We start from the raw sequence: 25,150 nt of genomic DNA on the forward strand, positions 1-25,150 counted from the left end.
GCAAAGATCCAACCAAATGTTCCCTGGCTAAAGCCACCACTCACGGAACCATTTCACTTTGCAACTCCGCCTCAGGAATGGAAAGTCATGATTTCCTTACCTAGGGTAAATTGACGCAATTTGGCGTCAGCTTTCGGAGACCTAAGCCTCCATCACGAACATCTGATTCTGCAGAGATGCCTTCAAAACTGCCTGTGCCGTGGTTTCGACGGAAAGGGCTTCACGCGCAAGGCGCAGGTGCTTTTCAACCGTTGCCGAAGTCAGTCCCATCAGCAACGCGATGTCCTGCGTGGTCTTGCCGTCTCCGACCCATTGCAACGCCTCGCGCTGGCGTTTGGTCAAAGCCCGGTTGGGGGCGTTGTAGGGCAGGGTGAGGATTTTCAGATGCGCGACGTTGTTCATCAGCAGGATGTCATCGCCGTGCTCGGCCCACATCGCATCGACTTCGGCCTGACTGGCCGCGCCTCCGGACGACAGGGAAATTGCCCCTTTCGACCGCATCGAGACCGAAGTGAAGCTGATCGTGTATCCGAAGGTCACGCCTTGCGACCGGTTGAATTCCAGAACGTCCAGCTCTTGCGCCGTCAGCTTGCCGTTGGCCACCATGTCCTGCGCGATGTTCCAACTGGCTGCGCCTTCATTGTGCAACGCCCATTTCAGCATCGGAGCATGGAAATACATCCCATCCCGCAGGAACCCGTCCAGATAGGATTTTTCATGATTGGTCAGAATCACGAAATCTTCGGGGTCACCAAGTGAGGTCGCCGTTCGGTATTGGGTGTACCCATAAATCAGGCGGTCAAAACCGAAACTTGCCATCTGGCGACAGTGGGCATCCCAAAGCTCTTCCAGAGTTTTGGTGTAGCTGAGGAAATGCAGATATTCACTCAGCGTCATGCAGAAGACCCGCTTTTCAGATGCGCAGCCAATGCGTCCAGCGCCAGCACGTAGCCATGTGCACCAAAGCCGCAAATCTGGCCGACCGCGACCTTTGAGATATACGACAGGTGCCGGAACGTCTCACGCGCGTGGATGTTGGACAGATGCACCTCGATCACCGGAAGCTCGACCGACACGATCGCATCCATCAGGGCGATGGAGGTGTGGGTGAAGGCACCGGCGTTCAGAATGATCCCGTCCTGATCCCCTTTGGCCTCATGAATGGCGTCGATCAGTGCCCCTTCGTGGTTGGACTGAAAACACGACACTTCGACCCCGATGGAAGACCCATGGCTCAGGCACAAGTCCTCAACCATTTCCAACGTGGTACTGCCATAAACCTCGGGCTGCCTTGTGCCCAGAAGGTTCAGGTTCGGACCGTTCAAAATCAAAGCTTTGTGCATTACTTCACTGTTCCCATGGGAAATTCATAGACGCTAAAGGGTGTCAATGTCCACCAGCCAGCGCGCCTATAGGGCGAGTGGGGGAAGCGACGTCACTCACCTTCGGCGTGAACCGGCATTGTCACCACGGTCTTACCCAACGCAGAACGGCTTGTCATATGCGACAGTGCCTCGGATGCGCGGTCCAGCGGATACCGTGCGTTGATCTTTGGTCTGATTTTTCCTTCGCTGTATAACTGGAACAAATTCCTCACATTTTCCGAATGCCCAACGGGATCGCGCATCACCGAGGCGCCCCAAAACACGCCCATGATCTGACAGCCTTTGAGCAACGGCAGGTTCAGTGGGATTTTGGGGATGCCCGCCGGGAAGCCAACCACCAGAAAGCGGCCGTTCCAAGCCATACTGCGCAGTGCGGGTTCAGCATAGTCCCCACCCACCGCGTCATAGACGACATTTACCCCCAAAGGCGCGGACAAATCCTTGATTTCACTGGTGAACTTCTTCTGCGAGTCCCGATCCATGTCATGCGCATACAAAACCGTCTCATCCGCGCCCAGACTTCGGCAGAAATCCGCTTTGTCTTGCGAGGATACGGCGGCAATCACCCGCGCGCCCATGGCCTTGCCCAGCTCGATCGCAGCAGACCCGACACCGCCCGCGGCACCAAGCACCAGCAGCGTCTCGTCAGGCTGCAAGTCTGCCCGATCCTTCAGCGCGTGATAAGAGGTGCCATAGGTGAAAATGAAACAGGCCGCGTCCTCGAACGGCATCGTGTCAGGGAACTTGACAGCGGTGGCTGACGGGATGCTCAGATGCGTGGCGAACCCACCGTGGCCGGTCAGCGCCAGTACCCGGTCGCCGATTTCAAAGCCGCTGACGCCTTCACCGATGGCCAGCACTTCACCTGCGATTTCACCGCCCGGCGCAAAGGGGCGGGGCGGTCTGATCTGGTAACGGTCCTGAATGATCAGCGTGTCCGGGAAATTGACGCCCGCCGCCCTGATTCCGATCAGCAACTCGCCCCGTGTCGGTGATGGATCGGGGAGGGTGGTCAGCTCCAGTGTTTCCGGCCCGCCCGGCGCGACGCTGAGTAAAGCTTGCATATCAGACCTGTTATCCTTGTTATTCGGTAAGGACGAGCTTTGGCGCAGCAACTGGGCTTGTCAAGAAACCACCGGACTTGACGCCTGACCGACCCCATTTCGGGGAAGCGCCCGCCGCAGAACAACAGGAGCAGACCATGACCCCCGAAACGCTTTTCTCTTTGCAGGGCAAGACTGCGCTTGTCACCGGTGGCGCCACCGGGATTGGGCGAATGGCGGCCGAGGCGCTGGTGCGGGCCGGCGCGCGCGTCCTGATCGCTTCGCGCAAGGCCGAGGCCTGCGAAGCCGTCGCGGCAGAGCTGAATGCGCTGGACGCCCCCGGTCAGGCCGAAGGCTTCGGCGGCGACGTTGCCACCAAGGAAGGGGTCGAAGCGCTTGCTTCCGAAGTCAGGAACCGCACGGATCGCCTTGATATCCTTATGAATAACGCAGGCATAAGCTGGGGTGCGCCGATGGGTCAGTTCCCCTATGAGGCTTGGGGCAAAATCATGTCGGTCAATGTCGCGGGCCTGTTCGACCTGACTCAAAAGCTGTTGCCTGTGTTGATGGCATCCGGTTCTGCCGACGATCCGGCACGGGTGATCAACGTTGGCTCGGTCATGGGCGAGGTGCCGATGGGTGACGGCGCCTACAGCTATTCGGCGTCAAAAGCCGCTGTTCTGCACCTGACCAAGATCATGGCCAAGGAATTCTCACCCTACCACATCACGGTCAACGCGCTGGCGCCTGGGCCTTTTGTTTCGCGCATGACGGCCTTTGCCACGGGCGACGAAGAGACACGGGAAAAAGTTGGCAAATCCGTCCCTTTGGGGCGCGTTGGGCGCGATGAGGACATCGCTGGCTGTATGTTGTTTCTGTGCGGTCGCGGCGGGAGTTATGTGACCGGCGCAGTTATCCCGGTATCTGGCGGCATAAATGTGGTGACGGCCGGAAACATCTTTGCCGAAGCCTTTTAGGCTGTGATCCGGAGGAGCAGGATGAGTAGCACGCAACTGGACATCGCAGCCGTCGACGCCTATCTCAACGCCCATCTTCCGGGGTATCGAGGTCCGCTGGAGGCAACCAAGTTTGCGGTCGGCCAGTCCAACCCGACCTTTCTTCTGCAAACCCCTGAGAAGAAGTATGTTTTACGCCGGAAACCTCCGGGCGTATTGTTAAAATCCGCGCACGCGGTGGACCGGGAATTCTGCGTGCAGTCAGCTCTGGCCGACAGTGTGGTGCCGGTCCCCCGGATGTATCTGCTGTGTCAGGATGACAGCGTCATCGGCTCGGATTTCTACGTCATGGAACATCTTGACGGGCGCATATTTCTGGATCCCACCATGAGCGGCGAAAGCAACGATACCCGCGGCGCCGTTCTGGATGAGATGAACCGGGTTCTGGCCGCGCTGCACATGGTTGATATCCAAGCCGCCGGGTTGTCCGATTACGGACCGCCCGGAAATTACTTCGAACGGCAGATTGCGCGCTGGACCAAACAGTACCGGGCCTCGGAGACCACGGAAATTTCCGAAATGGACGCCCTGATTGAAGCTCTGGAAAATGCCATTCCAAAGGATGACGGGCAAAGGACGCTGGTGCATGGCGACTACCGCATCGACAACCTGATGTTCGAGAAACACGGTACCCGGTGCATCGGTGTGCTGGATTGGGAACTTTCGACCATCGGGCACCCCTATGCGGATCTGGCGGCTGTGATCATGCAATGGCGGATGCCGCCCGGTACCGAGGGCCGGGGGCTGGCAGGTATCGACCGCGACAGTCTGGGGCTGCCGTCCGATCAGGCCTTTGTCGACCGGTATTGTCAACGTCGCGGCCTGTCCGGCATCGACAATTTCGGCTTCTACCTGGCGTTCAATTTCTTCCGCATGGCTGGAATTCTGCAGGGTGTCTACAAACGCGCGCAGGACGGCAACGCATCGGATCCGAAGCGCGCCGTGGTTCTGGGCTCGTATGTCCCGATGTTCGCGCAGCATGGACTGGCCGCACTAAATGCCTAGGACCCCTTTGAAAGCTCCAGTTCCAGATTTCCCAGGCTGTTCTTGCCAAAGAACATCTCGGAACCCGCAAAAAGGCTTGGCACGCCGAATACTCCACGTTTTACGGCAGCCTTGGTCTGTTCCTTGAGCTGCTGCTTGACCTCGACGCTGGTCATCGCCTCGCGGAGCTTGCGTACAGGCAATTCGTTCTCGTGCAGGATTTCGGTGAGAACGCCGATCTCGTCGACCTTTTGACCATGCACCCAGATGGCATCAAATATGGCGTCTTTATATTTGTTTTCCCAAGATTTACCGGATGCAAACACCGCGCCACGCATGGCGAATTTGGTATTGACCGGAAAGTGCGGACTCATGTGAAAACTTATGCCCCGGGCACGCGCAAACCGGTGCAGATCATGGGTCAGGTATGCCGTTTTCTGGCGGTTTTCCGAGAACGCCTTAAACGGGTTTTGGTTGTTGGTGGCCTTGAACACCGCAGTCAGCAGAACAGGAACATGCTTTACCCTGACGCGATGTTTATCAGCCAGAGCGGGCAGGGCCTTGTAGGCGAGAAAAGCATTCGGGCTGCAGAAATCGTACACAAATTCAATATCTTGTGTCATATTTCTCCTCCGATAGGGTAGGTGGTGAAATGTCTCCAACTCGTAACAGCGAATCCTCTACCTACTCAGTGTAGCAGCCCGCTGGGTCAAACGTACCGCTCTGGTCGATTTCCCTGTCAATTCAGCGTGTAAGGCCGCAAGATCGCGGCAATGAGACAGAAGGCAGGTTACAGATGACAGCGTTCGATCCCAGGCGCCTGACCCGTATCACCGACTGGATGCAACGCTATGTCGATGAACGGAAATACGCGGGCAGTTCTCTGCTGGTAAAACACAAAGGGGCCGAGGTGTTTTTCAACGCCTGCGGTCAAAGAAGCGTCGAAAACGGTCTGCCGTTTCAGCGCGACACGATCGTACGTATCTATTCTATGACCAAGCCGGTGACCACTGTCGCACTGATGATGCTGGCCGAGCGCGGGTTGTTTCATCTGGACGCTCAACTATCCGATTTCCTTCCGGAATTTCGCAACATGCAGGCCTTGATTCCGGGTGCCGAACGGCTGGACCAAACAGAATACGCCCCCACGCCCACATTGCACCAGTTGCTGACCCACACAAGCGGCCTCAGCTATCCGTTCAACCCCGGAGTGCTGCCTCGGGCAATGGATGAACGGGACCTGATGTTCAAGTCAGATCAAGGCCTTCTGGCGGATCGTGTGGCCGATCTGGCCGATTTTCCACTGGCGTTTCAGCCAGGCACCCGGTGGGAATACTCTGTCGGCATAGACGTTCTGGGGCGCGTGATCGAAGTGGTTTCGGGTCAGCCGTTGGACCAGTTTTTTGCGCAGGAGATCTTTGAACCGCTGGGGATGAAGGATACCGGGTTCCGAGTGTCGCCGGGAACAGGGGATCGGTTTGCTTCGCTCTACACTCCGCTGGCCGGGGACGCGATGGCGCTGAATTCGGCTGAAACCGGCGGTGAGACCCTGCGGCTTGTCGATCAGGTCGGAGACTCTCCGTTTGAACACACCACTACGTATTCGGGTGGCGGTGGTCTGGTTGGCACAATCGACGACTATTCCGGCTTTGTCGAAATGCTGCGCGACCGGGGGCAGGGCAACGGACACCGCCTGCTGGGGCTCAAGACCGTGGATTTTATGCTGCGCAATCATTTACCGGGCGATATTGCCGCAATGGGACCACAGAGTTTTGCCGAGCAACCCATGGAAGGCACCGGTTTTGGCCTGGGTGGCGCGGTGGTGCTGAACCCCGGCAGAACCCGTGTGCCGGGCTCGGTTGGTGATTTCAGCTGGGGCGGCATGGCGTCGACCTTTTTCTGGATCGACCGGGTTAACGATCTGACGACTATCTTCTTTACGCAGTTGTCACCGTCCAGTTCCTATCCGTCGCGGGCAGAGTTAAAGGCGCTTGTCCTCGGGGCAATGATTGAATGACCTTTCCGGCACTGATACCCAAGCCCGAGACGACAAACCGGAGACCTTAGAATGACCGAAGCGGAACGTATCCTCTTGGACCTTTTGAACATTGAAAGGCTTGAGGTCGACCTGTTTCGCGGCACCGGCTCCGGCGGCGAGACTCCGACCCGTATTTTCGGTGGGCAGGTTATTGCGCAGGCTCTGGCTGCTGCTTACCGAACCGTAGATGATCGCCTGTGCCATTCTCTGCACGCGTATTTCATCCGCGCTGGTGATCCGTCCATTCCCGTTATTTATCAAGTCGATAGAGCGCGGGACGGAGGTTCAATGACCACACGACGTGTGGTCGCGATTCAGCACGGCAAGCAAATCCTCAACATGTCGGCCTCTTTCCATGTTCAGGACGAAGGCTGGGACCATCAACATGCCATGCCGCCGACCGAGGCCCCAGAAAACTACCCGGAACGATCCGAGTTGCGGCAGCGTTACGTGGATCAAGTTCCTGAAAAACTGCGTGGAGAGCTGTTGCGTGAACGGCCGATCCAGGTGCGTGAAGTGAACCACCTGAACCCCTTTAGCCCCGAAAAATCTGACGATCACAATCAGATCTGGTTTCGCATGGGGGCTGCCGCGGGGGCTGATCCGGTAACTCAGCATCTTCTTTTGGCTTACGCGTCGGACATGTACCTGATGACATCAGGATTGCGGCCGCATGGGCTGAGTTTGTTCAGTAGTGAGGTCAATTTTGCCAGCCTGGATCATGCGTTGTGGTTCCACGCGCCTGTTCACTTTGAAAACTGGCATCTTTATGCGATGGAATCACCATGGAGCGGGCAGGGGCGCAATTTCAACCGCGGCTCGATTTACGCACAAGACGGCACTCTGGTCGCGTCGGTCGCACAGGAAGGTCTGATGCGAAAAGCGCGCAAAAAGCCTTAGCTGTCTTCGGTAAACTGCTGATTTAGCTTACGCATCCCGCCAAGCCAACGGTCATAGTCTCCGGCTTTGTGGCGGATGTAGTCCAAGACCTGAGGATGTGGCAGCACCAAAAACTGCTCGGAACGGATAGCGTCAACGCAGGCCTGCGCCACGTCCTCAGGCTCCAACATGCCATCAATCGACGCGACTGAAACCTCGTGTCCGCGTGTCATTTCGGATCGAACGGCCTGCGGACACAGAACAGACACGCGCAGACCTTTGTGTCCGTAGGTCAAGGACAACCACTCGGCAAAGCCAACGGCCGCGTGTTTCGTCACGCCATACGGCGCAGCGCCGGGCTGGTTCAGCAATCCCGCAGCTGAAGCCGTGATCATGATATAACCGCTGCCACGGTTGATCATCCTCGGCACCAAATGGCGTGCGGTCCAGACATGGGACATGACATTGATCTTCCAGATCCGGTTCCAATCTTCGTCAGAGACCTCTGGGCCGCCAAGCGTGAGGATACCGGCATTGGCACAAAACAGGTCAATCGGACCGATCGTATTTTCGACGGTCTCGATCAACGTCTGAGTGTCAGCTTCTTTCGAAACATCGCAAACCAGCGCGTGGCCGCCAATGTCCTTGGCCACGCGCTGCACACCATCCGCGTCTATATCTGCGCAGATGACCTTGGCACCCTCGCGGGCGAACCGTTCAGCCAGACCTTTGCCAATGCCCTGAGCGGCTCCGGTGACAACCACAGTCTTTCCGCACAGCTCCATGACATAATCCCGAATGTTGGTTCGGATTTAAACCGTAACTTGTTTGATTTGCTGCGCAATCTGGTATTTGGCAGCAAAAGTTTTTAACCATAATACCAATTACACGATAACCTCAATAGAACGCCTGCAACCCGGTCTGTGCCCGCCCAAGGATCAGTGCATGCACATCATGCGTGCCTTCATAGGTATTCACCGTCTCAAGGTTGACCATGTGCCGGATGACCTGGAACTCCAACGAGATGCCATTGCCCCCGTGCATATCCCGCGCCATCCGCGCGATATCCAGCGCCTTGCCGCAGTTGTTGCGTTTGACGATCGAGATCATTTCAGGCGCGGCTTCGGCCTGATCCATCAGGCGACCGACGCGCAGGCTCGCTTGCAGCGCCAAGGCGATCTCGGTTTGCATGTCCGCCAACTTGCGTTGATACAGCTGAGTTTGCGCCAGCGGTCGATTGAACTGTTTCCGATCCAGACCGTATTGACGTGCAGCGTGCCAACAGGATTCGGCAGCCCCCAGGACCCCCCAACTGATGCCATACCGCGCGCGGTTCAGACAGCCGAATGGTCCCTTGAGGCCCTGAACATGCGGCAGCAGCGCGCTTTCATCGACCTCAACACCATCCAGAACGATTTCACCGGTGATCGAGGCGCGCAGGCTCAGTTTGTTCTGAATTTTCGGGGCGCTTAGACCTTTCAGCCCCTTGTCCAAAACGAAGCCCCGGATTTTGCCATCATGGGCATCGGACTTGGCCCAAACCACAAACACATCCGCAATCGGCGCGTTCGAGATCCACATCTTGCTGCCGGTCAGACGATAGCCACCGTCAATCTTTTCGGCCTTTGATTTCATGCCAGCCGGGTCCGAACCTGCATCCGCCTCGGTCAGACCGAAACAGCCAATCCATTCACCGCTGGCCAGTTTTGGCAGGTATTTCCGGCGCTGTTCCTCGCTGCCATAGGCATAGATCGGATACATCACCAGAGAGCTTTGCACCGACATCATCGAGCGGTAGCCGGAATCCACACGCTCGACCTCGCGCGCGACCAGACCGTACGAGACGTACCCTGCCCCTAGGCCGCCGTATTCCTCGGGAATTGTGACGCCCAACAGACCCATTTCGCCCATCTCGCGGAAAATCTCGGGGTCGGTTTCTTCGTTCTGGAACGCCTCAGTTACGCGCGGCTGCAGCTTTTCCTGCGCGTAAGCCTGCGCGCTGGCCGCGATCATGCGTTCGTCTTCGTTCAACTGGTCGGACAGACGAAACGGATCATCCCATGCAAACTTGCCCATGTCGGGCGCATCTTTGGCACGCAATGCGGGCTTGGTGTCGGGGGCGTTCATGGTGCTTCTCCGCTTTGTCAGCTTCGACGCAACCTAACCCGCCCCCGGACCAAAAGACAGTAAGAGTTTCGCATCCGACCATGAGCAAAACTCATACCCCTGCCCCGGTTTTACCCCAGCGCATATCCGGCACCGCGAACCGTGCGCACCGGGTCATCGCCGCCATGTTGCGTCAGTGCCTTGCGCAAACGACCGATATGGACGTCAACCGTGCGCGTATCGACATAGATATCGCGGCCCCAGACCCTATCCAGCAATTGCTCGCGGCTCCAGACGCGGCCCGGTTTTTCCATGAAGGTGCTCAACAGGCGGAATTCGGTCGGACCCAGTTTCAAAGGCTTGCTGTCACGGCTGACCTTGTGCGTTTCCGAATCCAGAACGATATCGTCAAACTCCAGTCGCAGACCAACAGTTGCCGGACGCACGCGGCGCAGCTGCGTGCGGACCCGCGCCATCAGTTCGACCACCGAGTATGGCTTGACCACATAGTCATCGGCACCCGTTTCAAGGCCCCGCACCTTGTCGACCTCTTCGGTGCGGGCCGAGAGCATAATTATCGGGATCGATCGCGTATCCGGGCGGGATTTCAGGCGACGGCAGACCTCGATGCCGCTGAGGTTGGGCATCATCCAATCAAGCACGATGATATCCGGGTGCTCCTCGTCGACCAGCAGCATGGCTTCGTCACCACTGCCGGCCCTGGATACGCGGAACCCTTCCGCTTCGAGGTTGTATGCCAGCACTTCACGCTGTGCCGGTTCGTCTTCAACGACCAGAACGGTAGGCTGATCCGCAGACATCGGTCAGATCTCCTGAGGGGTGTGCGAGGTTACATCAGCTTTCGGGCGCGCCTCGGTTGGGCGTTCCCCGGTCACGAGGTAGACAACCTGCTCGGCAATTGCGGTCACGTGATCGCCCATGCGTTCAATGTTTTTCGCGATGAAATGCAGGTGCATACAGGACGAGATTTTGCGCGGGTCCTCGGCCATGAAGGTCAGAAGCTCGCGGAACAGGCCGTTATACATCTGGTCCACTTCCTCGTCGCGGTTGATGACATCGGTCGCCAGTTCGGCATCGCGTTGTATATAGGCGTCCAGCGCATCGCGCAGCATCCGTTCAACCTCACGCGCCATACGGCGCAGGGCGGCTGTGCTGCTATTGATTTCGCCGGCATTCACCAGAACGGTCGTCCGCTTGGCAATGTTTTTGGCGTAATCGCCAATCCGTTCAAGGTTGCCGGATACTTTGAGAACCGACAGAACCAGACGCAAATCACTGGCCGTCGGGGCCCGCAACGCGATCAGACGTGCGGTTTCTTCGTCGATCAACTCTTCCAAAGCGTCGATGGCCTTGTCGCCGTGACGGACCTGTTGCGCGAGTTCTTCGTCGCGGCTTTCCAGCGACCGGGCCGCGCCCATGATGGCAGCTTCGACCAGCCCGCCCATCTTCATGATGTGGGCCTGAATGGCCTCGAGATCGCGGTCGAACGCGGATGCAATATGTTGTTCGCTCATCGCAATAATCCTGTGCTCAGCCGATCCGGCCGGTGATATAACTTTCGGTGCGGGGATCTTCGGGGTTGGTGAAGATCTGCCCCGTCTCGCCAAATTCGACGAGATTGCCGAGGTGGAAGAACGCGGTTTTCTGGCTGACACGCGCGGCCTGCTGCATTGAGTGCGTCACGATCACCACCGAATAGCGCGAGCGCAGCTCGTCGATCAGTTCCTCGACCTGCGCGGTTGCGATCGGGTCCAGGGCCGAGCACGGCTCGTCCATCAGCAGGACCTCGGGGGCAGTGGCGATGGCACGGGCGATGCACAGGCGCTGCTGCTGACCACCGGACAGGCCGGTGCCGGGGGCGTCCAGACGATCCTTGACCTCATCCCAGATCGCGCCACGACGCAGGGATTTTTCAACGATTTCATCCAGTTCCGCCTTGTTCTTTGCCAGGCCGTGGATACGCGGGCCATAGGCCACGTTGTCATAGATCGACTTGGGGAACGGGTTCGGCTTCTGAAATACCATTCCCACCTTGGCGCGTAGCTGCACCGGATCGACGCGCTTGTCGTAGATGTCTTCACCGTCCAGCAGGATATCGCCTTCGACCCGGCAGATATCGATCGTGTCGTTCATCCGGTTCAGGCAGCGCAGGAACGTGGATTTGCCGCAGCCCGACGGGCCGATGAAGGCGGTCACGGTCTTGTCCTCGATCTGAACATCCACGTCTTTGATGGCGTGTGTGTCACCGTAGTAGACCTGAACCTTGTTCGCGGCGATCTTGATGGCTTTGGAGTCCACGGTTCTCTCCACTCGTTTCATGTCGTTCATAATAAGCCCCTTTACCAGCGGCGTTCAAAGCGGCGGCGCAGGAGTACCGCGATGGTGTTCATTGTCACGAGGAAGATCAACAGGATGATGATGCCCCCCCATGCGCGTTCGTAAAAGGCCGGATCGGCGCGCTTGGACCATTCGTAGATTTGCGCCGGCATGGCCGAGTTCGGCGACAGAAAGCCCGCCACCAGCCCGTCCGGCGGGTTCGAGGCGATAAAGCCCACCATCCCGATCAGCAGCAACGGCGCTGTTTCACCAAGCGCCTGCGCCAAACCGATGATAGTGCCGGTCAGAATGCCGGGCGCGGCCAGCGGCAGAACATGGTGGAACACCGCCTGCATTTTCGAGGCCCCTACCCCAAGCGCCGCATCGCGGATCGACGGCGGAACCGCCTTGAGCGACGCCCGGGTCGAGATGATGATCGTCGGCAAAGTCATCAGCGTCAGCACCAGACCACCCACCAGCGGCGCCGAGGTCGGCAGGTGCATGTAGTTGATGAACACGGCCAGACCAAGGATACCAAACACGATGGACGGTACGGCGGCCAGGTTCGAGATGTTGACTTCGATGATATCGGTCAGCCTGTTTTGCGGAGCGAATTCCTCAAGATAAATCGAGGCGGCGACACCAATGGGCAGCGCCAGCGCCAGCACCACGAACATCATGAACAGCGAGCCCAGCATGGACACACCGATCCCCGCAGCTTCGGGTCGTTGGTCCGAGGCATCCGCACCGAAAATGAAATCCGGGTTGAAGGCCTTGTACAGCACGCCCGCATCGCGCAGCTGATCCACGACATCCAATTGCGCAACCGAGATGCTCTTGTCATTGGCGATCGATTCCCGGGTCACGCGGCCTTTCATATAGCCATCAACACGGCTGTTGGTCAGAAAACGGAAGCTGACCGTCTTGCCGATCTCATCGGGGTTGGCGATGACATAGTTCCTCAGATCAGCCAGCGCTGCCTTGGACAGGATTTTTCCCAGCTCTTTGGGCTTCAGGTCCGTCTGAATGCCCAGCTTTTGCACTTCGCTTTCCAGCGCCGATGCAATCAGAGGCGCGTATCCAAAGGTAGAAACCTTCTTGATATCTTCGATGTTTCGGTTGCCCTTCTTGTCCAGCTTGTCTTCCTTCAGTTCGACATTCAGCTCAACAAAACTCTGCTGGAACGCGCCTGTACCGGCGGTGACGATGTTGGTCACCAGAACGATCAGCATCAGAAGGCCGATACCAATGGCCGCGATGCCATACAGTTTGAACCGGCCTTCGGCAGCATTCCGACGTTTGGTGCGCGCGTCCTTTTCGAACAGCGACCCGCCTTTGCGTTTCCCAGCAGGAGCAGCTCCAGGGGTTTGGGAAATATCGGTCATTCGTACTGCTCCCGGTATTTGCGTACGATGTAGAGGGCAAAGATATTCAGCCCCAACGTAATGATGAACAGGGTCAGACCCAGAGCAAAGGCCACCAGCGTTTCGGGGCTGGCAAAATCGGTGTCACCGGTCAACTGGCTGACGATCCGGGTGGTGATGGTGGTCATAGCCTCAAACGGGTTGCCCGAGAATTTGGCGATTGCACCTGCGGCCATCACAACGATCATGGTCTCACCGATGGCGCGGCTGGCAGCCAGCAGGATCGCACCCACGATCCCCGGCAACGCGGCCGGCAGAACCACCTGACGCACGGTCTCGGATTTGGTCGCGCCCAGTCCCAGCGAGCCATCGCGCATCGACTGCGGCACCGCGTTGATGATGTCGTCCGACAGCGACGACACGAACGGGATCAGCATAATGCCCATGACCAGACCAGCCGTCAGAACCGCGTTGGAACTGGCCATCCAGCCCAGCCCCAGCGAACCTCCCTCGCCGAACATCGACACCAATGCCGGACCCACGGTCAGCAGAGCAAACAGACCGTAAACAATAGTCGGTATACCTGCGAGGATCTCAAGCAGCGGTTTGGCAAGAGCACGGGTCGCACCCGAGGCGTATTCCGACAGGTAGATTGCGGCGAACAGACCGATCGGAACTGCCACCAGCAGCGCGATCAGCGAGATATAGAGCGTGCCCCACAGCAGCGGCAGGATCGATAGCTCACTGCCTCCGCGGAAGTTCGGGGCCCAGGTGCTGCCGAAGAAAAAGTCTTTCCATGAATGCAGCTGGAAGAAGTTCATGGTCTCGAACAGCATCGACAGCACGATGCCAACGGTGGTCAGAATCGCAATCGATGCGGCCAGCAGCAGCAGCGCCAGAATACCCTGCTCGACCACGTTGCGCGCGCGGAATTCCTTGTGCGTCCGCACATAGGCGAAGGCTGCGCCCATCAGAGCCAGCGCCAGCACGACGACCTGCATCGCCACCGACCCCGTCCCGGTCATGCTGCGGTACTTCTGCGCCGCAACCAGAATGGGTTGGGTGACGTCCTGCGTCAGAACCTGCCCCGCGTCTTTCAAAGCCTTCGTCAGCGCGTCAATATCCGCGTTGGCGTTCTGTGCCTGTGCCTCAGTCACGGCACCTGTTGCCACGGCGCCTTCCAGACCGTCGGCCACGCGGCGCACTTCGCTCATGATCAGGCCGCGATCCGACCCTTCGGGGATCGCCTGATCGGGGATGAGACCGGATACCGTGCTGTTCACGATCATCGGCTGTACCAGAAGCCAGACAATCAATACGCCCAAAGCTGGAACAAGCGCCGACATGGCGACGTTGTAGCCATAGTAGGACGGCAAAGAGTGCAATTCGCGGGCGTCACCTCCCGCACTTGCCAGGGCACGGGACCGACCCGTGAAATATCCGATCACTGCCAGCGCAAGCAGGATAAGCAACAGCCAGGATAACGCCATGATAACTCCGTGGGGATGGCAGAGTTGGAGTCAAAACGAACCGGGGCGCGCATAAAACGCCCCGGTTCCATTCACAAATGTACTTAGGAGCCGCCGCCCAGAACGGTTTCGTTGGCAACAGTTTCCTGTACCTTGACCAGTTCCGGATCGGAAACCAGACCGTACTCGGCCAGCGGGCCGTCGGGGCCTGCGATCTCGTCTGCGACGAAGAACTCAGCATATTCTTTCAGGCCGGGGATCACACCGATATGAGCTTTCTTCACGTAGAAGAACAGCGGGCGCGAAACCGGGTACTCGCCGGATGCGATCGACTCGGTCGAGGGAACGATACCGGACATGGTCGCAACTTGCAGTTTGTCGGTGTTGTTCTCGTAGAAGGCCAGACCAAAGACGCCGATGCCGTCCTTGTTGCTGTCGATACGAGCCAGGGTCTCGGTGTAGTCGCCGTCGATGTCGACCGAAACACCGTCGGTGCGCAGAGCGATACAGGCTTTTTCAGCCGCTTTCTTGTCGTCACCGTTGGCAGCTTTGTAGACGTCGAAATCGCCCAGATGCTCACAACCGGCCAGGATCACTTTGTCTTCAAAGACTTCGCGGGTACCGTGCTTGGTGCCCGGGATGAAGGCTGCGATCGGCTGTGCCGGGAATGCAGGGTTCACGTCGGCCCAGGTCTTGTTGGGGTTGTCGACCAGTTCACCGTCAACGACGATCTGAGCGGACAGGGCTTTGTACCAGTCTTCCGGAGTGAACTCGAAAGAGTTGCCGTTGATGTCGGACGCGAAAACGATGCCGTCATAACCGATCTGAACTTCGATAATGTCGGTTACGCCATTTTCCGCACAGGCTTTGATTTCTTTTTCACGGATCTGGCGCGATGCGTTGGCAACGTCGATGGTGTTTTCGCCGACACCTTCACAGAAACGCTTCAGACCAGCAGACGAACCGCCCGATTCAACAACCGGTGTCGGGAAGTCAAAGTTCTCACCGAAGGCTTCAGCAACGATCGATGCGTATGGCAGCACGGTCGACGAACCAGCAACCTGAACCTGATCACGTGCGGCGGCCGCGGTGGCCGATACAGCAGCAATGGTAAGAGCCGAAGCCGACAGTTTAACAAAGGACATCTCAGTCTCCTTGAGAATGTAGTTGGTGATCACCCCCATGATGATCTTGCCGGCACCTCTACGGCCCGCGCGTAAGCCTTTTGTGACAGGTATGTAACAGCTTTATGACAGTCGGCAGAAATTCTTACCGACGTGACGCATTGCAGACATGCAGCGTTCACATAGCCACACGAAACCGCTCTGATTGCGGTGAGTTTAGCGAGTCACCGCGGCAGAATAACGGTGAACGTCGTGCCTTTGCCCAGATCGCTTTCTACCCGCAGCCGCCCGCGATGGCGGTTGATGATGTGTTTCACGATGGCAAGACCCAGCCCCGTCCCGCCCAGTTGCCGGGACCTGTGACTGTCGGCGCGATAGAATCGTTCGGTCAGACGTGGCAAATGCACCGCATCGATACCCGGCCCCTTGTCGATCACCTGCACCCGAACCCCCGGGCCCCGCATTGCGGAATCACGCTCGGACGGAAGCACGCGAATCTCGACACTCCCGCCGCTGCCGCCGTATTTGATGCCGTTCTCGATCAGATTGGTGAACACCTGCCGAAGCTGATCATTGTCCCCGGCCAGCGAAACAGGTTCTTCCGGCGCCGTCAGGGTCAGTTGCACCTCGGCGTCTTCGGCCAGTGGCCGAAGAGAGTTCAGCGTCGATTGCAAAAGCCCCGTCAGGTCCAGCTGTTCTTTCGGCCGCACACGCTCTTCGCTTTCGACGCGGTTCAAAGATAACAGATCCCCTACCAGCCGGTTCATCCGGTTGGCTTCATCGTTCATTATGTGAAGAAAGCGCTCGCGCGCGGCCGCATCGTCACGGGCCGGTCCACGCAGCGTTTCGATGAACCCCATCACGGCGGTCAGAGGTGTGCGTAGCTCATGGCTGACATTGGCGACAAAATCGCGGCGCATCTGGCTGGCTTGCTCGACATGCGTGACGTCCTGAAAGACCGCCAGCAAAGCCCCTCCAGACACCGCGCCGACCCCGTTCAGATACCGGCATTCGACCTCGAACGTGGTGTCCTGCGCGCCATCGTTGGACAGGTGGCGCGTTTTGGCCGGGCCTTTGGTATGCAGGGCTTGTTCAATCGCATCAATCACCTGCGGTTGCCGCAGGATCGTTGCGAAATGCCGACCGACGATATTCTGCGCCAGTAGGGTTTTCGCATCCGTATTCGCGGCGATGATCCGCTCTGTCTGGTCGACCATCAAGGCGGGCATCGGAATAGCCGAAACAAATTCGACTAACAGGTCGTCTGACATTGTCCCGATCTTTCCAGACTAGACCACAGGCTTCATCTCATCGCGGAACCGGCGCATGTTCTGCTGATAGTGCAACGCGCTGGCGGTGATTTTCTGCGCCGCGGCCTCATCCAGTTGCCGCACGACCTTGCCAGGCGACCCCATGACCAGCGAATTGTCAGGGATCTCCTTGCCTTCGGTGATCAACGCCCCTGCTCCGATCAGGCAGTTCTTGCCGATCTTCGCCCCGTTCAGAACGATGGCCCCCATCCCGATCAGCGTGTTTTCCCCGATCGTGCAGCCATGCAGCATCACCTTGTGCCCAATGGTGCAGTTCTTGCCGATGGTCAGCGGGAACCCGGCGTCGATATGCATGACGCAATCTTCCTGCACGTTGCTGCCTTCGCCCACACGAATCTCTTCGTGATCGGCGCGGATGGTGCAGCCGAACCAGACCGAGCCCCCCTGCTCCAACACCACCTTGCCAATCAGGTTGGCGTCGGGCGCGACCCATGTATCCTCGTGGATTTGCGGAGTATGTTCTCCCAAGGTGTAGATGGTCATGACAGTCCCTCGAATTCGTTCTGCAGGGTACGCACGTGGTCTTGTAGCTTGGGCTGCTGGATACGGCGCATCCGTTCGGCGCTGACGATGGTTTTCAGCTTGTCCTCGGTTGCATCCAGATCGTCATTGACCAGAACATAGTCATAGTAACCCCAGTGGCTGATCTCATCCCAGCTTTTCAGCATTCGTTTGGCGATCACGTCCTCGCTGTCCTGCCCGCGGGTTTCCAGACGGCGGCGCAGTTCGGGGATCGAGGGCGGCAGGATGAAGATCGACAGCGTATGCTTGCCCAGATCCGAGTTGCGGATCTGCACTTCGCCCTGCCAGTCGACGTCGAACAGCACATCCCGGCCCGAGTTGATCGAATCCCGCACCGGACCGGCGGGCGAGCCGTAAAAGTTCCCGAAGACGTGCGCATGTTCCAGCATCTGCCCATCGGCAACCTGCTGCCTGAACTCGTCCTCCGACAGGAAGTAATACTCCCGCCCATGCTCCTCACCCGGACGCGGCGCGCGGGTAGTGGCCGAGATCGAAAATCCCAGGCCTTCGTCCCAATCCATCAGCCGACGGGCCAGAGTGGATTTTCCCGCGCCCGAGGGCGAAGAGAGGATGATAAGTAGGCCGCGGCGATCTGCCATGTCAGTCGTTCCCATTGTCATTCTACGTTCTGCACTTGCTCGCGCATCTGGTCTATTACCGCCTTCAACTCAAGCCCGACCGAAGTCAGATCAGCGCTCTGCGCTTTCGAACACAGCGTGTTGGCCTCACGATTGAACTCCTGCATCAGGAAGTCCAGTTTGCGCCCGACGGCTGCGTCCTGCGACAGCAAATCCCGCGCGGCGGCGACATGGGCTTTCAGGCGGTCGATTTCCTCGGTGATATCGGATTTGACGGCGATCAGCGCCAATTCTTGCGCCACCCGGTCCGGATCGGCGCCCTGCGCATTTTCCAAGACCCGCGCCAGATTATCCCGCAGCGCCTCGGCGGCCTTGTCCTTGCGTTGTTCGGCAAGGTCCGCAGCCTGTTCGGTTAGTTGAGCCACCTGCGCCAATTGCCCGTCCAGAACGTCGGCAAGTGCCTTGCCCTCGGTCTGCCGCATATCAACAAACGCCGCCAAAAGCGGGGCGAATTCCTTGGTCAGTTGTTCCACCAGCGGCGCGGGGTCATCGACGTCGCTGCCGGTCTCCAACATGCCCTTGATGCCGATCAGATCAGCCGCAGTGGACGGAGCCAGCGCAACACCGCTGGCGGCGGCCATTTCCTGCGTACTGGCCAGCGCGGCGAGCGCGGCGGTCATGGCGGTTTCGTTCAGGGCAAGATCGGGCGTCGTTTCATCACGGCTCAGCTTTAGCGAAAGGGTGACGCTGCCCCGGCTCAGAGCTTTCGAGATTTGTGCGCGCAAAGCGGCTTCGAGCCCGGTCAGCCAATCGGGCACGCGCAAACGCATGTCCAACCCCTTGCCGTTCACACTGCGCAACTCCCACGTCCAGCTATGGGGCCCATATGCCCCCTTGCCCGAGGCGAAACCGGTCATGGATTTGATCATTTTAGCTGCCCCTGTCTGCTCGCTTGGTGCACCTAATGCCATCGGCAGGCGCAGAGCAAGAGTTTGCTCACTTTGAAGCGATCTCCAGAAGTTAACCATTCGTTAAAGAATTCCTCCAAAATTGACTCAACCCATGTCAATTTGACCTGAGTCAATGGCTGGTCGGGCGCAAATGGTCCCGGTATCTGGCATTTTAGGAAAATGACGGTCGATCGACGCTAGGGTGATGGAAATGAAAACCTTTTTCGGAAACGGTTCCGGGTCAAGTTTTGGAAAGATCGTCGCAATGGATCGTTTTGACAGCGGGCGCAGCCTCTCGCCCATCCGACAGGTCGAAGCGTACTGGACTGCGCTTCTGGCAGGTAACGGCGTGCCCAAGCGATCGCAAGTCGATCCGCGTGGTCTTGAGAACGTTCTGGAATACACGTTCATTTTGGAACGCATCGCGCCGGGACTGGCGCGGTTCCGTCTGGCAGGCAGCCATCTGAACAAACTGGCGGGTATGGAAGTGCGCGGTATGCCGCTGACTGCCTTTTTTGAACCCAGCGACCGTGGCCAAATCTCGGACGTGTTGGAGCAGGTCTTTGCCCGGCCTGCGATTGCCGAATTGGGACTGGTCTCTTCCGGCAAATTGGGGCGGACCCAATTGCAGGCCCGCATGATCCTGTTACCGCTGAAAAGTGATCTCGGCGATGTCAGCCGCGTGTTGGGCGTGATGGTCTGTGACGGTGCAATCGGTGCAACGCCACGCCGGTTCACCATTCCGGATGTCCGCGTTCGGGCGGTCGCCGACGTTCAGGCACCACAGCAGCAGGTGGAACGCGTACTTGCCGGTTTCGCCGAGGATCAGGATGCGTTCAAACGCCCCGGATCACATCTGCGGCTGGTGTCGTCCCGCGACGACTGACACCAACGAAAAAGGCGGACCAAATGGCCCGCCTTTTATTTTGCAATTTGCCCAGAACTTAGCTGACTGCGCGCTTGCTGCCATTACGGCGCAGGTTCGTCAGCTCCTCGGCGACAAGGAAGGCCAGTTCCAGCGATTGCGACGCGTTCAGACGCGGATCGCAAGCCGTGTGGTAACGATCCGAGAGGTCCTCTTCGGTCACAGCCCGCACACCGCCGGTGCACTCGGTGACGTCCAGACCGGTCATCTCGAAATGTACACCGCCGGGGATGGTGCCCTCAGCCTGATGTACGCCAAAGAAGTCGCGCACCTCGCGCAGCACGGAATCGAACGGGCGGGTTTTGTAGCCGGTGGCCGATTTGATCGTGTTGCCGTGCATCGGGTCACAGACCCAGGTCACGTTGGCACCCTCTTCCTTGACTGCCTGAATCAGACGCGGCAGGTGCTCACCCGCTTTGCCCGCACCAAACCGTGCAATCAGGGTCAGGCGGCCTTCTTCGTTTTCGGGGTTCAGTTTGGACATCAGAACCTTGAGGTCTTCGGCAGTGGTCGTCGGACCACATTTCAGACCAATCGGGTTCAGCACGCCGCGGCAGAACTCCACATGCGCGCCGTCCGGCTGACGCGTACGGTCACCGATCCAGATCATGTGGCCGGACCCGGCCAGCCAGTTTCCGGATGTCGAATCAAGACGGGTCAGCGCCTCTTCGTATTCCAGCAGCAGGCTTTCGTGGCTGGTGTAGAATTCAACGGTCGAGAACTCATGCGTGGTGTCCGCCGTGATCCCGGCAGCGTTCATGAAATCAATCGTATCCTGAATACGGTCGGCGATTTCCGAGTATTTGCTGACATCCTGTTCGTCGGTAAAGCCCAGCGTCCAGGAATGCACCATGCTCATATCCGCGAAACCACCTGTCGAGAATGCGCGCAGCAGGTTCAGCGTCGCGGCGGCCTGAGTGTAGGCCTGCAGCATCTTGTCGGGATTCGGGATGCGGGCCTCGGGCGTAAAGGCCAGCTCGTTGATGATGTCACCACGGTAGCTGGGCAGTTCCACACCATCCACAACCTCGGTCGGTGCGCTGCGCGGCTTGGCAAATTGGCCGGCCATGCGGCCCACTTTCACCACCGGCACCTTGGCGCCGTAGGTCAGCACCATTGCCATCTGCAGCATCACCTTGAAGGTGTCGCGGATCGCATCCGCGCTGAACTGGTCGAACGCCTCGGCACAGTCCCCACCCTGTAACAGGAAAGCCTCGCCGCGACCGGCGGCACCCAGATGTTGCTTGAGACGCCGCGCCTCACCGGCAAAGACCAGCGGGGGATACTGTGAAAGCTGGGCCTCGACCTTGGCCAAAGCGGCCTCGTCGGTATAGTCTGGCATCTGAACCCGGGGCTTGTTGCGCCAGTTCGCTTTTTGCCATTCGGTCATAGCTTTGATCTCCGCTGAAGTAGTCAGGTCGTCTCTATACAAAATGCATTGAAGACTGACCATATCCGATTTGGGCCTCTTGACGCGGGAAACAAGCTTTGATCATGGTGGCTGTCAAATCTGTCGCCGGACGTAACGTCTCGAAGCGCCGAATCAAGGACACCTCGCCATGCAAGAGCAACGCCAAGTTGTCACGGTGGAAGACACTGCGGCCAACCCGCGCAATTTCGTATTTGTCCTGCTGGACAAATTCTCGCTGCTGTCATTCGCATCGGCGTTGGACAGCCTGCGGATTGCCAACCGTATGGCAGATAGGACGCTGTATACCTGGACCCTGATGGGCGAAGGTGGCGAAACGGTCAATTGTTCGGCTGGTACGACATTCAAGTTGGATCAGGACCTTATCGAACTTCAACGCGATGATGTCGTGTTGATCTGCGGTGGCGTGGACGTTCAGACGGCGACCACCAAGAGGGTGTTGAACTGGGTGCGACGCGAGGCACGCCGAGGCCTGCGCATCGGCGGCCTGTGCACCGCAGCCTACACGCTGGCCAAGGCCGGGCTACTGGACGGCAAGCGCGCCACGATCCACTGGGAAAACGCCGACAGTTTCGTTGAGGAGTTTGACGAGGTCGAACTGACCAAGTCTGTCTTTATCCTCGATGCGAACCGGATGACCACGGCGGGTGGCACCTCGTCCATCGATCTGATGCTGAAGATCATCGCCGACGACTATGGCGAAGATCTTGCCAATGCCGTGGCGGATCAGATGATCTATTCCTCGATCCGCACCGATCAGGACACGCAGCGCCTGTCGACTCCGACGCGCATTGGTGTGCGCCACCCCAAGCTGAGCCAAGTCATCCTGATGATGGAAAAGAACATCGAAGAGCCGATCTCGCCTTCGATTCTGGCCAAGGATGTCGGCATGTCCACCCGGCAGCTTGAACGCTTGTTCCGCCGCTACCTCAGCCGCTCGCCCAAGCGCTACTATATGGAGTTGCGTCTGCACAAAGCGCGTAACCTGCTTATGCAGACGGATATGAGCGTGATCAACGTGGCGCTGGCCTGCGGATTCGCCAGCCCGTCCCATTTCTCGAAATGCTATCGGGCGCATTACAACACCACGCCCTATCGGGAACGCGGCGCGCAGGGTGACCGCTTGTCGGGATGATCCGACCTTAAGTACCCGGTGTCATGCGATAAACTGCACCCTGACCGACCGAAATAAACCAGATCGAGCCATCCGGGGCCTCGACGATGTCGCGCACGCGTTCAGTCTCGGGGCCTTTGATCTGCTCAACCTCGTGCAGCGGCGATCCAGCCAATCGCGCGATATAGTCAAACTTCAGCGAGCCGACAAAGATGTTCCCTTTCCAGTCCGGCCACAGCTTGCCGGAATAGACCATCAACCCGGACGGTGCCATGGACGGGTCCCAGTAATGCTCTGGCTGCTCCATGCCCGGTTTTGCGGTGCCTTCGCCGATTTTCTCACCGGAATAGTGAACGCCATAGGAAATGACGGGCCAGCCATAGTTCAATCCTGGCTGCACCAGATTGACCTCGTCTCCGCCCTTTGCCCCATGTTCCGAAATCCAAAGACGACCTTGTGCATCCAGACCAGCCCCTTGCGGATTGCGATGACCAAACGACCATATCTCGGGTCGGACATCGTCGTTTTCGACAAAAGGATTATCCTCGGGCACCGTTCCATTGCGGTTGATGCGGATAACCGATCCCATGTGATTGCTTGTGTCCTGAGCGGCTGGCCGGTCTCCACGGTCTCCGATCGTGATAAACAGTGTCCCATCATCGGCCTCGACCACCCGTGACCCAAAGTGCTTGCCGGTGCTGCCACCGGGTACTGCCTCAAAGATTAGGCGCACTTTGGTCAGCCGGTCGCCATTTTCTGAAAGGCGTGCGACCGCAACCGCGTTTCCGGCCTTGCGAAACTGCCGTTTTGAATAGGTCAGAAAAATCTCTCGGGTTTGCGCGAAATCGCGCGCGATTGTGACATCCAGCAACCCGCCCTGCCCCTTTGCCGACACTTTCGGCACACCCTTGACGCGTTTTGCCTGTCCGTCCGTGACATAGAGGAGTTCTCCCTCACGCTCGGTCACCAGAAACCCGCCGCCCGGCAAAACACCTATCGCCCACGGGGTGTCCAAGCCTTCAATCATCGGGCTGACCTGTACGGGACCAGATGAAGTCTCGAGGATGTCGGCACTGACCCAACCGGCCTTAAGCAACAGCGCCAGAATCGCAAATACCCTTAACATTCAACTCTCCATCTTCGGACTAACTGCCGCCAGGCAACGGGGCACACCCAACAAAAACTAGCAGAAGTATAGGCGGCAATGACACATCTTCGTGAGGACTTTTCTTTTCCGGACAGCTTGCCTAGGGTCATGCCCAGAACGAATACGTTCCAACTTGGGAGTAACCACATGAAAAAGCTGCTTACTGCAACCGCAGCAACCGCATTGCTGGCCGGCACCGCCATGGCCGAAGACGTTAAACTGGGCGTTCTGTTCGGATTTACCGGACCGATTGAATCGCTGGCCCCATCAATGGGGTCTGGTGCTGAACTGGCAATGTCCGAAGTTACCGAATCCGGCAAGCTTCTGGATGGTGTGACGGTCACAGCGTCGCGCGCTGACACCGGGTGCATTGACAACGGTCTTGCGACCTCGAACGGTGAACGGATGATCGCTGACGGCGTTGCCGGTATTATTGGCGGCGATTGTTCGGGCGTAACTGGCGCGATCCTGCAGAACGTCGCTATTCCAAACGGCATGGTCATGATCTCGCCTTCGGCGACCTCGCCCGGCCTGTCGACCATGGAGGACAACGGCCTGTTCTTCCGCACCGCTCCGTCGGATGCGCGCGAAGGTCAGATCATGGCTGATATCCTGAAAGATCGCGGTATCAACTCGATCGCGCTGACCTACACCAACAACGACTTCGGCAAAGGTTTGGCGGACGCAATTCAGTCTTCGTTCGAAGCTGCTGGCGGTGAAGTAACCATCGTGGCGTCGCACGAAGACGGCAAAGCAGACTATTCGGCCGAAGTTGGCGCGCTGGCGTCGGCAGGCGGCGATATTCTGGTTGTTGCAGGCTATTTGGATCAGGGCGGTCTGGGCATCATCCAATCCTCGCTGGATAGCGGTGCGTTTGACACGTTCGGCCTGCCCGGCGGCATGATTGGCGACTCGCTGCCGCAGAATGTTGGCCCCGACCTTGATGGTTCGTTTGGTCAGATCGCCGGCTCGGGCGGCGAAGGTGCTGAAAAGTACTTTGCAATGGCCGACGCTGCGGGTTTTGATGGCTCGTCCCCATATTCGCCGGAATCTTACGACGCCGCTGCTTTGTTCATGCTGGCAATGCAGGCTGCTGGTTCGACCAACCCAGCCGAGTACGGCGCAAAGATCATGGAAGTTGCCAACGAACCTGGTGAAAAAATCTATCCGGGTGAATTGGCCAAGGGTCTGGAGCTGCTGGCCGCAGGTCAGGACATCGACTATGTCGGTGCATCCGGCGTTGAGCTGATCGGCCCCGGCGAAAGCGCGGGTTCCTACCGCGAGATCGAGGTAAAAGACGGTAAAAACGAAACCGTTAAATTCCGGTAACCTCACTCTAATCGTCTTAAAAACAAGCAGCTCGGGCCTTGTGCCCGGGCTGTTTCGATGACAAAAGGCTGCACCTCTGG

25 protein-coding genes are annotated in these 25,150 nt (G+C 58.2%); 7 read left to right on the forward strand and 18 right to left on the reverse strand.

Annotated elements, in window-relative coordinates:
• Positions 1-141: 141 nt before the first annotated feature.
• The 3 genes from ACOQFT_RS22135 to ACOQFT_RS22145 form a co-directional block, all read right to left on the reverse strand.
• Positions 142-897, reverse strand: a complete 756-nt coding sequence (locus ACOQFT_RS22135) for a LuxR family transcriptional regulator (protein WP_170442735.1) — start codon at positions 895-897, stop codon at positions 142-144.
• The gene (gene aroQ / locus ACOQFT_RS22140; protein ID WP_421599982.1) at positions 894-1,343 is read right to left on the reverse strand and encodes a type II 3-dehydroquinate dehydratase; all 450 of its coding nucleotides are present in this window, start codon (positions 1,341-1,343) and stop codon (positions 894-896) included. Before aroQ ends, ACOQFT_RS22135 begins: the two co-directional genes overlap by 4 nt.
• Positions 1,344-1,435: 92 nt before the next feature.
• Positions 1,436-2,449, reverse strand: coding sequence for an NADPH:quinone oxidoreductase family protein (locus ACOQFT_RS22145; RefSeq protein ID WP_421599983.1), 1,014 nt, complete (start codon positions 2,447-2,449; stop codon positions 1,436-1,438).
• Positions 2,450-2,586: 137 nt separating this feature from the next.
• Here ACOQFT_RS22145 and ACOQFT_RS22150 point away from each other — a divergent pair, with 137 nt between their 5' ends.
• Both ACOQFT_RS22150 and ACOQFT_RS22155 read left to right on the forward strand, forming a co-directional pair.
• Complete coding sequence (locus ACOQFT_RS22150) at positions 2,587-3,405, forward strand: SDR family oxidoreductase (RefSeq protein ID WP_421599984.1); 819 nt, start codon at positions 2,587-2,589, stop codon at positions 3,403-3,405.
• A gap of 21 nt (positions 3,406-3,426) precedes the next feature.
• A complete protein-coding gene (locus tag ACOQFT_RS22155) occupies positions 3,427-4,449 on the forward strand; it encodes a phosphotransferase family protein (RefSeq protein ID WP_421599985.1) in 1,023 nt (340 codons plus the stop codon).
• Here the strand turns inward: ACOQFT_RS22155 and ACOQFT_RS22160 are convergent.
• Entirely contained in the window at positions 4,446-5,051 is a 606-nt protein-coding gene (locus tag ACOQFT_RS22160; protein WP_421599986.1) for a 2-hydroxychromene-2-carboxylate isomerase, read from the reverse strand. The two genes, ACOQFT_RS22155 and ACOQFT_RS22160, sit on opposite strands and share 4 nt — an antisense overlap.
• 173 nt (positions 5,052-5,224) lie before the next feature.
• On the opposite strand from ACOQFT_RS22160, the gene ACOQFT_RS22165 reads away from it, so the two are divergent.
• Positions 5,225-6,445 carry a serine hydrolase domain-containing protein gene (locus ACOQFT_RS22165; RefSeq protein ID WP_421599987.1) on the forward strand — a complete coding sequence of 407 codons (1,221 nt, stop codon included), beginning with the start codon at positions 5,225-5,227 and terminating at the stop codon, positions 6,443-6,445.
• Between the two features lie 51 nt (positions 6,446-6,496).
• Entirely contained in the window at positions 6,497-7,366 is an 870-nt protein-coding gene (locus ACOQFT_RS22170; RefSeq protein WP_421599988.1) for an acyl-CoA thioesterase, read from the forward strand.
• Here ACOQFT_RS22170 and ACOQFT_RS22175 read toward each other — a convergent pair.
• The 12 genes from ACOQFT_RS22175 to ACOQFT_RS22230 all read right to left on the reverse strand — a co-directional run bounded on the left by ACOQFT_RS22175 (position 7,363) and on the right by ACOQFT_RS22230 (position 19,105).
• Positions 7,363-8,130, reverse strand: coding sequence for an SDR family oxidoreductase (locus ACOQFT_RS22175; protein ID WP_421599989.1), 768 nt, complete (start codon positions 8,128-8,130; stop codon positions 7,363-7,365). The two genes, ACOQFT_RS22170 and ACOQFT_RS22175, sit on opposite strands and share 4 nt — an antisense overlap.
• Positions 8,131-8,242: 112 nt before the next feature.
• Complete coding sequence (locus ACOQFT_RS22180) at positions 8,243-9,472, reverse strand: acyl-CoA dehydrogenase (RefSeq protein ID WP_421599990.1); 1,230 nt, start codon at positions 9,470-9,472, stop codon at positions 8,243-8,245.
• 110 nt (positions 9,473-9,582) lie between these two features.
• A complete protein-coding gene (gene phoB, locus ACOQFT_RS22185) occupies positions 9,583-10,272 on the reverse strand; it encodes a phosphate regulon transcriptional regulator PhoB (RefSeq protein ID WP_421599991.1) in 690 nt (229 codons plus the stop codon).
• Positions 10,273-10,275: 3 nt separating this feature from the next.
• On the reverse strand, positions 10,276-10,986 hold the full coding sequence (gene phoU / locus ACOQFT_RS22190) for a phosphate signaling complex protein PhoU (RefSeq protein WP_421599992.1): 711 nt from the start codon (positions 10,984-10,986) through the stop codon (positions 10,276-10,278).
• Between the two features lie 16 nt (positions 10,987-11,002).
• A complete protein-coding gene (gene pstB / locus ACOQFT_RS22195; RefSeq protein WP_170671479.1) occupies positions 11,003-11,800 on the reverse strand; it encodes a phosphate ABC transporter ATP-binding protein PstB in 798 nt (265 codons plus the stop codon).
• A gap of 11 nt (positions 11,801-11,811) precedes the next feature.
• On the reverse strand, positions 11,812-13,173 hold the full coding sequence (gene pstA / locus ACOQFT_RS22200) for a phosphate ABC transporter permease PstA (protein WP_421599993.1): 1,362 nt from the start codon (positions 13,171-13,173) through the stop codon (positions 11,812-11,814).
• Positions 13,170-14,642, reverse strand: a complete 1,473-nt coding sequence (gene pstC / locus ACOQFT_RS22205) for a phosphate ABC transporter permease subunit PstC (RefSeq protein WP_421599994.1) — start codon at positions 14,640-14,642, stop codon at positions 13,170-13,172. Before pstC ends, pstA begins: the two co-directional genes overlap by 4 nt.
• An 83-nt stretch (positions 14,643-14,725) precedes the next feature.
• Positions 14,726-15,766 (reverse strand): substrate-binding domain-containing protein, encoded by a 1,041-nt coding sequence (locus tag ACOQFT_RS22210; RefSeq protein ID WP_421599995.1) that lies wholly within the window; start codon positions 15,764-15,766, stop codon positions 14,726-14,728.
• Positions 15,767-15,969: 203 nt separating this feature from the next.
• The gene (locus tag ACOQFT_RS22215) at positions 15,970-17,016 is read right to left on the reverse strand and encodes an ATP-binding protein (protein ID WP_421599996.1); all 1,047 of its coding nucleotides are present in this window, start codon (positions 17,014-17,016) and stop codon (positions 15,970-15,972) included.
• Positions 17,017-17,034: 18 nt separating this feature from the next.
• Complete coding sequence (locus ACOQFT_RS22220) at positions 17,035-17,559, reverse strand: gamma carbonic anhydrase family protein (RefSeq protein ID WP_421599997.1); 525 nt, start codon at positions 17,557-17,559, stop codon at positions 17,035-17,037.
• A complete protein-coding gene (gmk, locus tag ACOQFT_RS22225) occupies positions 17,556-18,197 on the reverse strand; it encodes a guanylate kinase (RefSeq protein WP_421599998.1) in 642 nt (213 codons plus the stop codon). The genes ACOQFT_RS22220 and gmk overlap by 4 nt, the downstream gene beginning before the upstream one ends.
• Before the next feature lie 17 nt (positions 18,198-18,214).
• Complete coding sequence (locus ACOQFT_RS22230) at positions 18,215-19,105, reverse strand: YicC/YloC family endoribonuclease (RefSeq protein WP_421599999.1); 891 nt, start codon at positions 19,103-19,105, stop codon at positions 18,215-18,217.
• 286 nt (positions 19,106-19,391) lie between these two features.
• On the opposite strand from ACOQFT_RS22230, the gene ACOQFT_RS22235 reads away from it, so the two are divergent.
• Positions 19,392-20,012, forward strand: coding sequence for a PAS domain-containing protein (locus ACOQFT_RS22235; protein ID WP_421600000.1), 621 nt, complete (start codon positions 19,392-19,394; stop codon positions 20,010-20,012).
• A 58-nt stretch (positions 20,013-20,070) separates the two neighbouring features.
• Here the strand turns inward: ACOQFT_RS22235 and ACOQFT_RS22240 are convergent, their stop codons facing one another.
• Complete coding sequence (locus ACOQFT_RS22240; protein ID WP_421600001.1) at positions 20,071-21,441, reverse strand: class II 3-deoxy-7-phosphoheptulonate synthase; 1,371 nt, start codon at positions 21,439-21,441, stop codon at positions 20,071-20,073.
• A gap of 169 nt (positions 21,442-21,610) precedes the next feature.
• Between ACOQFT_RS22240 and ACOQFT_RS22245 the strand changes: the two genes are divergently transcribed.
• The gene (locus ACOQFT_RS22245; RefSeq protein WP_421600002.1) at positions 21,611-22,615 is read left to right on the forward strand and encodes a GlxA family transcriptional regulator; all 1,005 of its coding nucleotides are present in this window, start codon (positions 21,611-21,613) and stop codon (positions 22,613-22,615) included.
• Between the two features lie 7 nt (positions 22,616-22,622).
• Here the strand turns inward: ACOQFT_RS22245 and ACOQFT_RS22250 are convergent, their stop codons facing one another.
• Positions 22,623-23,720 carry a PQQ-dependent sugar dehydrogenase gene (locus ACOQFT_RS22250; protein ID WP_421600003.1) on the reverse strand — a complete coding sequence of 366 codons (1,098 nt, stop codon included), beginning with the start codon at positions 23,718-23,720 and terminating at the stop codon, positions 22,623-22,625.
• A gap of 168 nt (positions 23,721-23,888) precedes the next feature.
• On the opposite strand from ACOQFT_RS22250, the gene ACOQFT_RS22255 reads away from it, so the two are divergent.
• A complete protein-coding gene (locus ACOQFT_RS22255; protein ID WP_421600004.1) occupies positions 23,889-25,070 on the forward strand; it encodes an ABC transporter substrate-binding protein in 1,182 nt (393 codons plus the stop codon).
• Positions 25,071-25,150: the final 80 nt, after the last annotated feature.

Origin of the sequence: Ruegeria sp. MALMAid1280 (genome assembly GCF_049195285.1) — a bacterium.
GTDB lineage: Bacteria > Pseudomonadota > Alphaproteobacteria > Rhodobacterales > Rhodobacteraceae > Ruegeria.